Source organism: Sphingomonas sp. MS122 (genome assembly GCF_049532975.1).
Taxonomy (GTDB): Bacteria; Pseudomonadota; Alphaproteobacteria; order Sphingomonadales; family Sphingomonadaceae; genus Sphingomonas.
Map to the genome: position 1 here is coordinate 2,357,394 of NZ_CP186695.1, position 14,566 is coordinate 2,371,959.

16 protein-coding genes are annotated in these 14,566 nt (G+C 69.4%); 12 read left to right on the forward strand and 4 right to left on the reverse strand.

The annotated features are described in order from the left end of the window. The first annotated feature begins 48 nt into the window (after window positions 1–48). Window positions 49–1,215: a deoxyguanosinetriphosphate triphosphohydrolase gene (locus ACO227_RS11340; RefSeq protein ID WP_423601952.1), complete on the forward strand. Its 1,167-nt coding sequence runs from the start codon at window positions 49–51 to the stop codon at window positions 1,213–1,215. A gap of 154 nt (window positions 1,216–1,369) precedes the next feature. On the opposite strand, the gene ACO227_RS11345 is transcribed toward ACO227_RS11340, so the two are convergent. After that, on the reverse strand, window positions 1,370–1,645 hold the full coding sequence (locus tag ACO227_RS11345; protein ID WP_423601953.1) for a hypothetical protein: 276 nt from the start codon (window positions 1,643–1,645) through the stop codon (window positions 1,370–1,372). Window positions 1,646–1,864: 219 nt separating this feature from the next. Here ACO227_RS11345 and ACO227_RS11350 point away from each other — a divergent pair, with 219 nt between their 5' ends. The 3 genes from ACO227_RS11350 (at window position 1,865) to rarD (ending at window position 5,450) form a co-directional block, all read left to right on the forward strand. After that, complete coding sequence (locus ACO227_RS11350; RefSeq protein WP_423601954.1) at window positions 1,865–3,286, forward strand: DUF1800 domain-containing protein; 1,422 nt, start codon at window positions 1,865–1,867, stop codon at window positions 3,284–3,286. 4 nt (window positions 3,287–3,290) lie between these two features. Continuing rightward, window positions 3,291–4,445: a DUF1501 domain-containing protein gene (locus ACO227_RS11355; RefSeq protein ID WP_423601955.1), complete on the forward strand. Its 1,155-nt coding sequence runs from the start codon at window positions 3,291–3,293 to the stop codon at window positions 4,443–4,445. Between the two features lie 87 nt (window positions 4,446–4,532). Further along, window positions 4,533–5,450, forward strand: coding sequence for an EamA family transporter RarD (rarD, locus tag ACO227_RS11360; protein ID WP_423601956.1), 918 nt, complete (start codon window positions 4,533–4,535; stop codon window positions 5,448–5,450). On the opposite strand, the gene ACO227_RS11365 is transcribed toward rarD, so the two are convergent. Next, on the reverse strand, window positions 5,447–5,809 hold the full coding sequence (locus ACO227_RS11365; protein ID WP_423601957.1) for a PAS domain S-box protein: 363 nt from the start codon (window positions 5,807–5,809) through the stop codon (window positions 5,447–5,449). The two genes, rarD and ACO227_RS11365, sit on opposite strands and share 4 nt — an antisense overlap. A gap of 127 nt (window positions 5,810–5,936) precedes the next feature. Here ACO227_RS11365 and argS point away from each other — a divergent pair, with 127 nt between their 5' ends. From argS to tatC, 8 genes are all read left to right on the forward strand, one after another. Further along, complete coding sequence (gene argS / locus ACO227_RS11370; protein WP_423601958.1) at window positions 5,937–7,664, forward strand: arginine--tRNA ligase; 1,728 nt, start codon at window positions 5,937–5,939, stop codon at window positions 7,662–7,664. Then, entirely contained in the window at window positions 7,664–8,425 is a 762-nt protein-coding gene (locus ACO227_RS11375) for an SPOR domain-containing protein (RefSeq protein ID WP_423601959.1), read from the forward strand. The genes argS and ACO227_RS11375 overlap by 1 nt, the downstream gene beginning before the upstream one ends. A 259-nt stretch (window positions 8,426–8,684) precedes the next feature. Continuing rightward, window positions 8,685–9,686: a beta-N-acetylhexosaminidase gene (gene nagZ / locus ACO227_RS11380; protein ID WP_423601960.1), complete on the forward strand. Its 1,002-nt coding sequence runs from the start codon at window positions 8,685–8,687 to the stop codon at window positions 9,684–9,686. A gap of 84 nt (window positions 9,687–9,770) precedes the next feature. Beyond that, complete coding sequence (locus ACO227_RS11385; protein WP_423601961.1) at window positions 9,771–10,505, forward strand: segregation and condensation protein A; 735 nt, start codon at window positions 9,771–9,773, stop codon at window positions 10,503–10,505. Continuing rightward, complete coding sequence (scpB, locus tag ACO227_RS11390; RefSeq protein ID WP_423601962.1) at window positions 10,502–11,095, forward strand: SMC-Scp complex subunit ScpB; 594 nt, start codon at window positions 10,502–10,504, stop codon at window positions 11,093–11,095. Before ACO227_RS11385 ends, scpB begins: the two co-directional genes overlap by 4 nt. Window positions 11,096–11,123: 28 nt before the next feature. Beyond that, window positions 11,124–11,360 carry a twin-arginine translocase TatA/TatE family subunit gene (locus ACO227_RS11395; protein WP_423601963.1) on the forward strand — a complete coding sequence of 79 codons (237 nt, stop codon included), beginning with the start codon at window positions 11,124–11,126 and terminating at the stop codon, window positions 11,358–11,360. 49 nt (window positions 11,361–11,409) lie between these two features. Next, complete coding sequence (gene tatB / locus ACO227_RS11400) at window positions 11,410–11,844, forward strand: Sec-independent protein translocase protein TatB (protein ID WP_423601964.1); 435 nt, start codon at window positions 11,410–11,412, stop codon at window positions 11,842–11,844. Next, window positions 11,841–12,623: a twin-arginine translocase subunit TatC gene (gene tatC, locus ACO227_RS11405; protein ID WP_423601965.1), complete on the forward strand. Its 783-nt coding sequence runs from the start codon at window positions 11,841–11,843 to the stop codon at window positions 12,621–12,623. Before tatB ends, tatC begins: the two co-directional genes overlap by 4 nt. A gap of 13 nt (window positions 12,624–12,636) precedes the next feature. Here tatC and ACO227_RS11410 read toward each other — a convergent pair whose 3' ends face one another. Continuing rightward, entirely contained in the window at window positions 12,637–12,765 is a 129-nt protein-coding gene (locus ACO227_RS11410) for an entericidin A/B family lipoprotein (protein WP_423601966.1), read from the reverse strand. Window positions 12,766–13,020: 255 nt separating this feature from the next. Beyond that, complete coding sequence (locus ACO227_RS11415) at window positions 13,021–14,532, reverse strand: sensor histidine kinase (RefSeq protein ID WP_423601967.1); 1,512 nt, start codon at window positions 14,530–14,532, stop codon at window positions 13,021–13,023. Between the last annotated feature and the right edge of the window lie 34 nt (window positions 14,533–14,566).

The following is a 14,566-nucleotide window of genomic DNA, read 5'->3' on the forward strand; positions in this document are numbered from 1 at the left end:
CTATCGCGCGGCGATGGCGATTCGCATCCCGACATCCGACGGAGCCGCGTGAGGGGGCTCGCGCCCTATGCCAGCGATCCCGCCGAGAGCCGCGGCCGCCTTCACGAAGAACAAAACAGCACCGCACGCGGCCCGCGCGACGCCTTCCAGCGCGACCGTGACCGCATCATCCACTCGATCAGCTTCCGCCGCCTGCGCCACAAGACCCAAGTGTTCATGGCGCCCGACGGCGACCATTTCCGCGTTCGCCTGACCCACAGCCTCGAGGTCGCGCAGATCGGCCGCACCGTCGCGCGCGCGCTCGGCCTCAACGAGGACCTGACCGAGGCTTTGTGCCTGGCGCACGATATCGGCCATCCGCCGTTCGGCCATGCCGGCGAGGATGCGCTCAAGGCCGCGCTCGCGGAGCAGGGCGGGTTCGACCATAACGGCCATACGCTGCGTGCGCTGACGACGATCGAGCGGCCCTATCCCGGCTGGGACGGGCTCAACCTCAGCTGGGAGACGCTGGAGGGGCTGGCCAAGCATAATGGTCCCGTGCGCCATCCCGGCTGGGCGCTGGCCGCGGCGGATGCGGCGTTCCCGCTCGAGCTCGACCGTCACAGCTCGCTCGAGGCGCAGGTCGCGGCGATCGCCGACGACATCGCCTATGACAATCACGATATCGACGATGGCCTCCGCGCCGGGCTGCTGACGCTTGACCAGCTGCTCGAGGTACCGTTGGTCGCGCGCGGCTGGGACGCGGTGCGTGTGCGTTTCCCGGACGCGGACGCGAAACGGCTGATGCGCGAGCTGGTCCGCGCGCAGATCGGGGTGATGGTCAACGACCTGATCCAGGAAACCGAGCGGCGGCTGGCCGCGGCCGGTGTCGAACGCGCGGCGGATGTCCGTGCCGCCGGCCGCGCGCTGGCCGGGTTCTCCGAGACGATGCGCGAAGCGGAGCGCGCGCTCAAGCGCTTCATGTACGCCAATCTCTACCACCATCCGCGCCAGCTCGCGGCGGCGGAGACGGCGCAGGGGATCGTGGCGGGACTGTTCGCCGCCTATTCGACCGATCCGGCGCTGATGCCCGAGGGCTGGGGCGACTGCCTGCCCGACGAGGAGCCATGGCGCAGCCGCCACATCGCCGACTTCATCGCCGGCATGACCGACCGCTACGCGATCACGCGGTATCGCGAAGCGGTCGGCCGCATCGACCTGCCCGAGGGGTTCTGACGGAGACCGGGCTGGTGCGCGCACCAGCCGTTGCCGTCACCCGATCGTCATCCTCGCGAAGGCGGGGATCCATTCCCGCCGGCTTCCCGGATCGAGCCGCGACGGCAGCGTCAATGGATTCCCGCTTGCGCGGGAATGACGGGTCTGAGTCTCGTCAGCGCTGCGCCGTCTCGACCTTCTGGACGAGCGGCTTGGCGATGCGGAACGACACCGGGGTGCCGCCGACATGGCCGGTCACGCGCTTGCCGCGCACGGTCAGCTCATAGGCCGAGCCGCTGGGCAGGGTCTTGCCCGAGATCACGGTGGTCTCGCCGCGCTGCTCGCTGGTGTAGACATAGGTGACGCCGTCGCGGGTGAAGCTGCGCTCGCCGGCATAGGCGGCGACCGGAAGGCTCAGAAGGACTGCGGCGCTGATGAAGGTCTTGATCACGATCTTTCTCCCTGTTTGGTGAGCCAGATCGACATCCCCTTATGTTCTGCCGCCGAGTGTATGCTGCGATGCAGCAATGGCCAATCGCGAACCGTGCATGCGCGATTGCGTTTCACGCAGCCGAACCGTGCCGTTCCGTCGATGAAATGTGCCGCCAGGCAAAGATTTGCGACAAAGCGGGCGTAGCTTCGTTGTCGAACGATCGAAGGGGTTCGCATCATGTCTGAAGCCAGCATCGCCTTGAACCGCTTCGGCCTCGGCGCGCGTGCGGGCGAGGGGGGAGGCGCCGCCCCGAAGACTGCGCTGCTCCGCCAATTCGAACGGTTCGAGACGCTGCCCGCGCCAATCGCGGCTTATCCCCGCACCGGCGTGCTCGCCGCCGAATTCGCCGCGGACTATGCGAATGTGCAGATGATCGGGCGCGACGCGCGGCGCCAGGGCGTCAAGGCCGAGGTGGCGACCGAGGAGGCGCGCAAGGCGGCGCGGCAGAAGGGCCGCGAATATTACAGCCAGGCCGTCGGTGCGCGCGCGCAGGTTGCGGTGTTCAGCGAAACCCCGTTCGTCGAGCGGCTGGTGCATTTCTGGGCCAACCATTTCGCGGTCTCGGCCGACAAGCAGCAGATGATCGGCCTGGCCGGCGGGTTCGAGTTCGACGCGATCCGCCCGCACGTGCTCGGCAGGTTCCGCGACATGCTCCACGCGGTCGAACGGCATCCGGCGATGCTGCTCTATCTCGACCAGGCGCAGTCGGTGGGGCCGAACAGCCCGCTCGGCCAGCTCGCCGCGCAGCGCCAGGAGAGAAGGCGCGTCGGCCTCAACGAGAATCTGGCGCGTGAGATCCTCGAGCTGCACACGCTCGGCGTGCGCACCGGCTACAGCCAGGCCGACGTCACCGAATTCGCCCGTGCGATGACCGGCTGGACGGTGCCCGGCCTCGGCCGCGGCCAGGGCGCGCGGCTGGCGCGCGGGGCCGGTGAGGCGGGCGAGTTCGTCTTCGCGCCGCGCATTCACGAGCCGGGCGCGCGCACGATCATGGGCAAGAGCTACGCGCAGCAGGGCCAGGCCCAGGCCGCCGCGGTGCTCGACGATCTCGCCGCGCACCCGGCGACCGCCAGGCATCTCGCGACCAAGCTCGCGCGCCACTTCGCGGGCGACGATCCGCCGCCGGCGCTGACCGCCAGGCTCGAGGCCGCCTATATGAAGTCGGATGGCGATCTCCCCACCGTCTACCGCGCGCTGGTCGAGGCGCCCGAGGCGTGGACGCCGCAACCGGTCAAGTTCAAGACGCCGTGGGAATGGTCGGTCTCGGCGATGCGCGCGCTCGGCACGCAGGAGATCCCGGCCCAGGCGATGCTCGGCCTCATGGCCCAGCTTGGCCAGCCGGTGTGGCGGCCCGGTTCGCCCGCCGGCTATGACGACATCGCGCCGAGCTGGGCCGGTCCCGATGCGGTGATGCGCCGGGTCGAGGCGGCCGAGCGCTTCGCCGCGCGCACCCGCGAGACGATCGACCCGCGCGCCCGTGCCGCCGAGCTCTTCCCTGGCGCGCTCAGCGCGACCACCAGCCAGGCGATCGCCCGTGCCGAAAGCCCCGCCCAGGGCGTCGCGCTGATGCTCGTCTCGCCCGAATTCATGCGGAGATAGTCCGATGCTGAACCGCCGCAATTTCATCGTCACCGGTGCCGCAGGGGCGCTCTCGCTCGGCTTCGCGCCGCGGCTCGCCTTCGCGCAGGCCGCCACCGACAAGCGTTTCGTCTTCATCATCCAGCGCGGCGCGGCCGACGGGCTCGGTACGCTGGCGCCGGTCGGGGACCCCGCCTTCGCCGCCCAGCGCGGGGTGCTCGCCGAGGAGTTCGCGCAGGGGACCAAGCTCGACGCGATGTTCGCGCTGCACCCCAACCTCAAGAATGTCGCGCAGCTTTATGCCGCGAAGGAGGCGCTGTTCGTCCACGCCGTCGCCTCGCCCTATCGCGACCGCTCGCACTTCGACGCGCAGAACGTGCTCGAGACCGGCGGCACCTCGGCCTATCAGCTCAAGGACGGCTGGCTCAATCGCCTGCTCGCGGTGCTGCCCGACGAGGAGCGCAAGGCGATCGCGGTCGCCGCGACGATCCCGATGGCGATGCGCGGCAAGGTCGAGGTGACGTCCTACGCCCCGTCGGCCCTGCCCGATGCGTCGGACGACCTGCTCGCGCGCGTCACCAGCCTCTATGCCGAGGATCCGCAGCTCCACGCGCTGTGGCAGCAGGCGACGGCGACGCGCACGCTGACCAGCGATCTCGGTGCCAATGGCGGGCGCAACGCCGCCGCGACCGGCGCGCTCGCGGCCAAGCTGCTCACCGCCGACAACGGCGCGCGGATCGCGATGATCGAGACCGGCGGCTGGGACACGCATGCCGGCCAGCGCGGGCGGCTCGGCAACCAGCTCAACGGGCTCGACCAGATGATCGCGTCGCTCAGGAGCGGGCTCGGCCCGCTCTGGAGCAAGACCATGGTGCTGGTCGCGACCGAGTTCGGCCGCACGGTCAAGGTCAACGGCACGCAGGGCACCGATCACGGCACCGCGTCGGTCGCGTGGCTGCTCGGCGGCGCGGTCAAGGGCGGGCGGGTGATGGCGGACTGGCCGGGCCTGTCCGATGCCGCGCTGTTCGAAGGCCGCGACTTGAAGCCCACCGCCGGTCTCGACACCGTGATCGGCAGCGCGGTCGCCTCGCACTTCGCGATCGATCCGCAGCGCGCGATGCCGACGCTGTTCCCGGATCAGAAGAGCGCCAGATTGATCGACGGTCTCGTCCGCGCCTGACCGTAAGGTTTCAGCCGCAACCATTGCTTCGTGACGGGATAGACACGATGCCTTGGCGCGGCGCGGCATCGCGCCTACTTGGCGCGCATGGCCCGCGCCGATCCCCTGTCAGCCCCCGAGCGCCTCGATCGTACCGGCCTGCTCCAGGGGCTGGGCGCGTACGGCATCTGGGGCCTCCTGCCGCTGTTCTTCTGGCTGCTCGCCGGCGTCGATTCGGGCGAGGTGGTGGCGATGCGGGTGCTGTGGTCGGTGGTCCTGCTGGGCCTGCTGATCGTCGCGCTGCGCCGCGTGCCGCAGTTCCTCGCCGCGATCCGCAGCCGCCGCGCGATGACCTATCTCGGCATCAGCGCCGCGCTGATCTCGGTCAACTGGCTGGTCTATGTCTGGGCGGTCCAGCACAATCACGTGCTCGAGGCGAGCCTCGGCTATTTCCTCAACCCGCTGGTCAACGTGCTGCTCGGCGTGGTGCTGCTGCGCGAGCGGCTGGGCGCGGCGCAGATCGCCGCGGTCGCGCTCGCCGCGATCGGCGTCGCGGTGCTCGCCGCGGGGGCGGGGCAGGGCATCTGGATCAGCCTCGCGCTCGCCTTCAGCTTCGGCTTCTACGGGCTGGTGCGCAAGATCGCGCCGGTCGAGTCGCTCGAGGGGCTGACGATCGAGACCGCGATCCTCGCGCCCGTCGCCGCCGCTTATCTCTACTGGCTCTCCGGTCATGCCGGGCTCGGCTTCGGCCAGACGCCGCTCTGGACCGTGACGCTCGCCGTGTCGGGCGTGGTCACCGCGACCCCGTTGCTGCTGTTCGCCGCGGCCGCCCGCCGGCTGCCCTATTCGACGCTCGGCCTGCTCCAGTATCTCGCCCCGACGATGCAGTTCCTGCTCGCGATCAGCTTCTTCGGCGAGACGATGACCATGGCGCATGCGATCTGCTTCGCGCTGATCTGGACGGGCCTGGCCGTTTACGCGGTGAGCGGGATCGTGACCGCTCGCCGGCAGCGCGTGACCGCCTAGAGCCGTTCGAGCGCCGGGGCCTCCTCGTCGGGCGGCGTGAACACCGCCATCGCGCCCACCACGCGGTTGCGGCTGTCATGCACCACCATCAGCCGGACCTCGACGCGCAGCTCGGTGCCGTCGCGGTGAAGCGCGGGTATGTCGTACGACAGATGGTCGATCACGCCGTCGGCCGCGGCCATCGCCGCGCCGAACCCGGCCCAGTGCCGGTCGTGATATTCGGGCGGGATCACCAGGTCGAGCCGGCGGCCGATCGCCTCTTCGGCATAATGGCCCAGCAGCCGCTCGGCGCCCGAGTTCCAGATGCGGATCACGCCATCGGGGCCTGCGAAAACAAGGGCCGCGTCGGGTCCGGTCATGTCGCCTCTCCCTGAAGCGTGCGGCGCCATCTTACCCTTCCCGTCGCGGCTTTGCGAGTGCACGCCGCGTGACGAACCCGCGCGGGTGCGCTAGAGGCCCGCGCTTCTGCAATCATCGGACCCGCAAATGACGCTCTACACCCGTTTCGCCGCTCATCTGGATGCTGCCCTCGACGCGCTTGTCGCGGCGGGCGACCTGCCGGCGGGGCTGGAGCGACGCGCGGTGACGATGGAGCCGCCGCGCGACGCCAGTCATGGCGATCTCGCCACCAACGCCGCGATGGTGCTCGCCAAGCCCGCCGGCGCCAATCCGCGCGCGCTGGCCGAGAAGATCGCCGCCGAGCTGCAGAAGCTCGACGAGGTGTCCGCCGTGTCGGTCGCCGGGCCCGGCTTCATCAACATGACGCTGACCGACGCCACCTGGCGCGGCGAGCTTCAGGCGATCAACGCCGACGGCGACCAATATGGCCGCTCGCAGGTCGGCGCGGGGATCACGGTCAACGTCGAATATGTCTCGGCCAACCCCACCGGCCCGATGCACATGGGCCATTGCCGCGGCGCGGTGGTCGGCGACGCGCTCGCCAGCCTGCTCGAATGGGTCGGGCACGAGGTGGTGCGCGAATATTATGTCAACGATGCCGGCGGTCAGGTCGACACGCTCGCCCGCTCGGCGCACCTGCGCTACCGCGAGGCGCTGGGCGAGGAGATCGGCGAGATCCCCGAGGGCCTCTACCCGGGCGATTATCTGAAGCCGGTCGGCGAAAGGCTCGCCGCCGAGCATGGCGACGCGTTCGTCGGCAAGCCCGAGGACGAATGGCTCGCGCTGTTCCGCAAGGAAGCCGTCGCCGACATGCTGGTGATGATCAAGCGCGACCTCGCGCTGCTCGGCATCCACCATGCGCTGTTCTCCTCCGAGGCCGAGCTTCAGGCCGCGGGCAAGCCCGAGGAAGCCGAGAAATGGCTGCGCGCGCACGACCTGGTCTATGACGGCATGCTGGAAGCCCCCAAGGGCGAGACCCCCGAGGACTGGGAGCCGGTCGAGCTGCCACTGTTCCGCTCGACCCGGTTCGGCGACGACCAGGACCGCCCGATCAAGAAGTCGAACGGGCAATGGACCTATTTCGGCGCCGACCTCGCCTATCATTTCCAGAAGGCGCAGGCCGCCGACCAGTTGATCGACATCTGGGGCGCCGACCATGCCGGCACGGTCAAGCGCATCGTCGCGGCGGTCGCGGCGCTGACCGGGGGCAAGACGCGCTTCGACGTGAAGCTCGTCCAGATGGTCCGCCTGCTGCGCGCGGGCGAGCCGGTCAAGATGTCCAAGCGCTCGGGCAATTTCGTCACGCTCGCCGACGTCGTGAACGAGGTGGGCAAGGACGTCGTCCGCTTCACCATGCTGACGCGCAAGGCCGATGCGCAGATGGACTTCGACTTCGCCAAGGTGGTGGAGGCGTCGAAGGACAATCCGGTCTTCTACGTCCAGTACGCCCACGCCCGAGTCGCGTCGCTGCATCGCAAGGCTGCGGATGCAGCGATTGCATGCGCGGGCGCCGACCTGTCCCTGCTTGATACACGCGAACTCGCGCTGGTGAAGCTCGCCGCGCAGTTCCCGCGCGTCGTCGAGGGCGCCGCCGCGGCGCGCGAGCCGCACCGAATCGCCTTTTATCTCTATGACTTGGCGGCCGAGTTCCATGCGTTGTGGAACATGGGCAACGACGATCCCGCGCGCCGCTTCCTGCTCGCCGACAACGTACCGGTAACATGCGCACGGCTTTTCCTCGCCGATGCGATCGGGCAGGTTGTCCGCAACGGCCTCAGCATCATGGGCGTGGAGGCGGTTCAGGAGCTGAACTGATGAACGCAGGAGAGGAAAAGCCGGGCGATACCGAGGCGGACGAGGCGGCGATGAACGAGATCGAGAATGGCGACCGGCTGCCCTGGCTCGAGACGGCGGACGAGGACTATGAGGAGAAGCCGCCGGTGGCGCGCACCCTCTGGCTCGTCGCGGCCGGTCTGGCGGTGGTGCTCGCGGCGGTCGGCGGCTGGTGGGCGCTCCAGCGCAATGGCGGCGGCGGCGGCGGCAGCGGCGCGCTGATCAACGCCGCCGAGGGCGACTACAAGGTCAAGCCCGACGATCCCGGCGGGATGAAGGTCGATGGCGAAGGCGACACGGTGTTCGCCGCGAGCGAGGGTGCGACCACCAACGGCTCGATCAATGTCGGCGCGATGCCCGAGGCACCGGTCGCGGGCAAGGCCGCGCCCAAGGCGGCGCCCAAGCCGGCGACGGGCTCGAGCCGCGTCACCGCATCGGTGCCCTCCGCGCCGGCGGCCGCTTTGGCGGCGGCGCCGTCGCAGCGCGCGCCCGGACCCTCGGCGGGCAGCTCGGTGATCCAGCTCGGCTCCTTCCCGGCCGAGGGCGGCGCGAACGGTGCCTGGGTAAGGCTGTCCAAGCGGTTCAATTATCTCGCGCCGCTCGGCAAATCGGTCGAGAAGGCCGAGGTCAACGGCAAGACCGTCTATCGCCTGCGCGTCAACGCCGGCTCCAACAGTCAGGCGCGCGAATTGTGCGGCAAGCTGCGCGCAGCTGGCGAGGCGTGCTTCCTGGCGCCGAATTGAACTTGAACGAAGTCCTCCCCCGGAGGGGGACCAGCCCAGGCTGGTGGAGGGGTAGTTTCGGCGAGCGGTTCGCACGGGGAAAATACCCCTCCGTCAGCGCCACGCGCCGCCACTTCCCCTTCCGGGGAGGAATAAGAGAGCCTTTTCCGCTGGAAAAGTTGGACTTCGCCTGATCTAGTCGGCGGATGGTGAGCTGTTCCGAACCCCCCGCGCGTAACCCTGCGTATCTGTCAATTTCGACAAGCGCCGGAGACGCGGCATGAAGCCTGTCATCTTCGGCCTGTCAGGTGCCGAGCTCACCGCCGACGAGCGCGATTTCTTCCGCGAGGCGGACCCGCTCGGCTACATCCTGTTCAAGCGCAACTGCGTCGACCGCGCCCAGATGCGCGCGCTCACCGACAGCCTGCGCGACCTCTCCGGCCGGGCCGACGTGCCGATCCTGATCGACCAGGAGGGCGGGCGCGTCGCGCGGATGCAGCCGCCCGAATGGCCCGCCTTCCCCGCCGGCCCGGCGTTCGACAAGCTCTACGACCTCGCGCCCTCCTCGGCGATCGAGGCGGTGCGGGCCAACGCCCAGGCGCTCGCGCTGATGCTCGCGGAGGTCGGGGTCAACGTGAACTGCGCACCCCTGCTCGACGTGCGCCAGCCCGAGACGACCCCCGCGGTCGGCGAGCGCACCTTCGGCAGCGAACCGATGCAGGTCGCCGCGCTCGGCCGCGCGATGCTCGACGGCATGGCCAAGGGCGGGGTGGTCGGCGTGGTCAAGCACATGCCGGGGCACGGCCGCGGCGTGGTCGACAGCCATTACGAGCTGCCCGTGGTGCGCGCCTCCGACGCCGAGCTGGAGCGCGACATCGAACCGTTCCGCACCCTTGCCGGCGCGCCGATGGGGATGACCTGCCATGTCGTGTTCGAGGCGTGGGATGCCGACCGGCCCGCCACGCTCTCGCCGACGGTGATCGCCGATGTGATCCGCGGCCGCATCGGCTTCGACGGGCTGCTGATGACCGACGACATCGACATGAAGGCGCTGTCGGGCACCGCGGGGGAGAAGGCGGCGGCGGCGATCGCCGCGGGCTGCGACGTCGCGCTCGATTGCTGGGCGCGGATGGAGGAGATGGTCGAGATCGCCGGGCGGCTGGGCGACGCCTCCACGGCGGCGTTGGCCCGGCTCGAACGCGCGATGGCGAGCGTGCGGCCCGAGGAAGCGCCGATGGACGCGCTGATCGCCAAGCGGGACGAGCTGCTTGCGCTGGCCTAGCCTTCCGCGACGGATCGCCCCGCCCGGCGCCTGGATCTCTCGCGCGCGTGGCGGTGTGACTTTTGGGACTTTTGGCACGGTACGATGACCGAGGCGGCCGAAACCCTCACCATCGACATCGACGGCTGGGAAGGCCCGCTCGACCTGCTGCTCGCGCTGGCGCGGACCCAGAAGGTCGACCTGCGCCAGCTCTCGATCCTGCAGCTGGTCGATCAGTATCTCACCTATGTGAACGAGGCGCGCGAGCTCAAGCTCGAGGTCGCCGCCGATTATCTCGTGATGGCGGCGTGGCTGGCTTATCTCAAATCGGCGCTGCTGCTCCCGCGCGATCCCGAGATCGAGCCGAGCCCTGAGGAACTCGCGCTGCGGCTACAGCTGCGGCTCGAGCGCCTCAATGCGATGCGCGAGGCGGGCGCCCGGCTGGTGGCGCGCGACCGGATGGGGCGCGACGTCTTCCCGCGCGGCGCGCCCGAAGGGCTCAAGGTCGTGCGCAAGTCGCGCTGGCAGGCCGAGATCTACGACCTCATCGCCGCCTATGGCCAGATTAGCGCGCGCACCCGGCCGGTGATGCACGTGGTGGCGGTGCGGCCGGTGATGACGCTGGAGGACGCCATCGCCCGCGTCTCCGAACTGGTCGGCGAGCGGATCGACTGGTCGACCATCGAGAGCTTCCTGCCCGCCGAGGCCGAGGGGTTGTACCGCAAGTCGGCGCTCGCCTCGTCCTTCGTCGCCGCGCTCGAGCTGGCGCGGCAGGGCAGGGTGGAGCTCAGGCAGAAATCGGCCTTCGCGCCGCTCTATCTCAAGGCCGCCCAGGCATGACCCAGCCCGACGAGACGATGCGCGCGGTGGAGGCGGTGCTGTTCGCCGCGGAGGAGCCGCTGACCGTGGCCGACATCCGCACCTATGTCGGCGAGGAGCCCGACGTCCCGGCCGCGCTGGCGGCGCTGGCGGAACATTATGCCGGGCGCGGGATCGAACTGGTCGAGCGCGGCGGGCGCTGGCATTTCCAGACCGCCGCCGATCTCGCCAATTTCCTGCGCCGCGACCGCGAAGACAGCCGCAAGCTGTCCCGCGCCGGGATCGAGACGCTGGCGATCATCGCCTATCACGAGCCGGTGACCCGCGCCGAGATCGAGGCGATCCGCGGCGTGCAGATTTCCAAGGGCACGCTCGACGTGCTGATGGAGGCGGGGTGGATCCGTCCCGCGGGCCGGCGCGAGGTGCCCGGAAGGCCGCTGATGTTCGCGACGACTGCGGAATTCCTCACGCATTTCGGTCTCGCCAGCCGCCGCGATCTGCCCGGAATCGACGATCTGCGGGCGGCCGGACTGCTCGATCCGGTCGATCTGGCGTTCGAAGCGGCGCATTCCGTCGGGGAACCGGTGGAAAGTGGCGACGAAGAGGACTAGATAGCCCGGGAATCAACGGAGAGTTCCGATGGGTGGTATGAGTCTGATGCACTGGCTGATCGTCGGTGTTCTCGTGATCCTTCTGTTCGGGGGCAGCCGCTTCTCGAACATGATGGGTGACGTGGCCAAGGGCATCAAGCAGTTCAAGAAGGGCATGGCCGAGGAAGACGAGACGCCGAAGCCCGCCGAGAAGATCGAGGCGAAGCGCGTCGCCGACCCGCAGCCCCAGGCGCAGGCCTCGAGCGCGCAAACCGAAGAGCGCTGACGCGATCGGCCCGGGGGCGCCCCGGGCGGCGCCGGAGTAACGGGACGAGATGCTCGATTTCAACGCGCCCGAATTCCTGGTGGTGGCGATCGTCGCCCTGCTGGTGATTGGGCCCAAGGACCTGCCGAAGGCGATGCGTTTCGTCGGCCATTGGGTCGGCAAGGCGCGCGGCGTCGCGCGCCAGTTCCGCAGCGGCTTCGACAACATGGTGCGCGAGGCCGAGCTGGCCGAGATGGAAAAGAAATGGGCGGAAGAGAATGCGCGCATCATGCGCGAATATCCGCCCGAAAAGGCGCTGCCCGCGCCGGTCTATGACCCCAATCCCGAGGGCGCCGCGCCCGCGGCGGTCGAGCCCGAGGACGTGCCGCCGGCGACGGTCGAGCCGCCCGCGCTGAAGCCCGAGGCGGCCGATGCGGCGCTCGACGAACCCGCCGCCAAGCCCGTGCGCAAGCCGCGCGCTCCGCGCAAGAAGGCCGCGTCGTGAGCGACGAGGACGAGCTCGCCGGCACCGAGGCGCCCTTGCTCGATCACCTGATCGAGCTGCGCCGCCGGTTGCTCTATTGCGTCCTCGCGCTGGTCGGGACCTTCCTGGTCTGCTTCTATTTCGCCAAGCCGATCTTCGGCTTCCTGGTCCAGCCGCTCGCCGAGGCGGGGCAGGACAAGCTGGTGTTCACCCAGATCTTCGAAGCCTTCATGGTCCAGATCAAGGTCGGCTTCTTCGGCGCGCTGATGCTGTCCTTCCCGGTGATCGCCAACCAGCTCTGGCAGTTCGTCGCCCCCGGCCTCTACCGCAAGGAGAAGAAGGCGCTGCTGCCCTTCCTGTTCGCGACGCCGATCCTGTTCGTGATGGGCTGCGCGCTCGCTTATTTCTTCGCCATCCCCGTCGCGCTCCACTTCCTGCTCGGGCTCGAGGGCGACCTTGGCGGCGGGGTGAAGCAGGAGGCATTGCCCGCGGTCGGCAATTATCTCGATTTCGTGATGCAGTTCCTGTTCGCGTTCGGCATCTCGTTCCTGCTGCCGGTGCTGCTGATGCTGCTCGAGCGCGCCGGGATCGTCACCTTCGAGCAGCTGAAGGGCGCGTGGCGCTACGCGGTAGTGGCCGCATTCGCGGTCGCCGCGGTACTGACCCCGCCCGATATCGGCTCGCAGCTGCTGCTCGCCGGCCCCCTGTGCGGGCTCTATTTCCTGTCGCTCGTCGCGATCTGGTTCACGCGGCGGCGTCGCCAAAAGGAAGCGGCGGCCGAAGCCGCCGCCGGGGAATAGGCTTTCACTGAGCTTATTTGGCGCCGTCCGCGGTCTTCGCGACGGTGTCGCCCGCCGATTCCACGTCCCTGCCCACGCCCTCGATCGTGTTGCACGCCGTCAGCACCAGGCCGGCCAGCGCCAGAACAAGAACCTTACGCATCTTCAGTCTCCATCTCGAATTGTCGCTGGATCAATGTCCGGCACGCGCGTTCGTTCCGCAACCGTTGCGGTAGCGTAATTCGGCGGGCGGGAAAAGAATTAGGCCCGGACGCGTCACCGGGGGGGGGGGAGGGTTGACGCGTCCGGGCCTGTTTCGTGGATAGCGAGAGCGGGGGGGCAAAAGGTCACTATCCGGGGTGCAGAACGCGGCTTGTGATCCCTTGTTCCGTCGCGCCGCAAAATTTTTCGATTTTTTTTAGAGCCGCCCGGTGACCGCGACCGGAAGCTCGAAGCCGCCCGTCTCCGCGTCGTGATGAAGCCGCGAGCGCAGCTGACGGACGAGGCCGCCGATCACCCGTCCATAGCGGTTCTCGAGCAGGTGGCTGAATTCCGGGCCGTCCGTCAGCGCCGCCGAGCGGATGCGGAGCATCGCCTGGCCCGGCTCCTCCGTCCCTTCCTTCAGCGAGATATGCAATTGCGCGGCGGCGCTCGAATTCATCGCCAGCTCGACGATCTCGGTGATCAGGAAGGCGATCGCGACCGCGTTGTCCTGCGAGACGAGCCACGGATCGATGTCGAGGATGATCCCGACCGCCGTGTCGTCCGGCGCGGTGGCGCGGATGTTCGAGGCGAGCTCGCCGATCACCGGACGGATCTCGATCCCGCGCGTCTCCTCGAACCCGGCATAATGGTGGCGATGCACCACCGCGAGCGCATCGACGCGGCGCTGGATCGAGGCATAGGCGGCCAATGCCTCGGGCGCCCTCGCGCCGCGGGCGTGGAAATTGATCAGGCTGGCGATCACCTGAAGGTTGTTCTTGACCCGGTGATGGACCTCGCGGGTCAGCTTGGTCTGCCGCGACAGGCCCTCGGCGAGATCGCGCTCATGGTCCTGGACGGTGCGGCTGATGCCCCGGAAGGTGTCGCCGAGCTCGCGAATCTCCTGCGCCGGGATGTCGCTGCCCGCGACGGGATCGATCAGCTCGCCCGGCTGATAGGCGCCGACGGTGGTCCGCAGCCGGCGCAGCGGGCGGATCAGCAGGCGGTCGACCACGAACCACGCGATCCCCGCGGCCAGCAGCCACATCAGGAACGGGGACAGCGCCGCGATCACCATCGAGGAGGTGATCGGCGCGCTGGCGACGGTCATGCGGAGCTGGAGCCCCTGCACGCCGAGATCCACCTGCTGCGTCTCGCGCCGGTCGAGCGGCCCGCTCGACGCCAGGCGCCGCAGCGCCAGCGACTGCTCGTTCCCCTCGAGCGTAATGCCATAGTCGCGCGTCATCCCGCTCGGTTCGGCGGACGCGGCCAGGAAGGCGGTCGGGAAGAAGCCGCGCGCGGTATAGCCGTCGGAGCTCACCACTTCGATCTGGGCGCCCGTGCCGGGCAGCAGGCGGATGGCGGATTCGCCATTCGCCAGGCCGCCGCCGCTCGCCGACGGAAGCGGCGCGCCGCACAACAGGCGGCGGTTGCTGTCGAGCAGGGCGTAGCGGACGCCGTTCGTCGCCTGCGGCTCGAACACCCCGGCGAGCCGGCCGCAATTGGGCGCAGCGCCGCGCATCGCGGGGAGCGCGCCGCGCAGCTCGCGCAGCTCCCAGGCGAGCTCGCTGCGCAGCGCGCGCGCGGATTCGGCGATCGCGACGCGAAGCTGCCCGCGCACCTCCTGGTCGGCGACGCGCGTGGTCTGCAGCGAGGCGAAGAAGGCGATCAGCGCCAGGGGCAGCAGCCCGGCGCTCAGGATCAGGAAGACTTTGGCCCCGGTCGGCATCCGCGCGACCGCGGCAAGGGGCCGGACGCCCGGC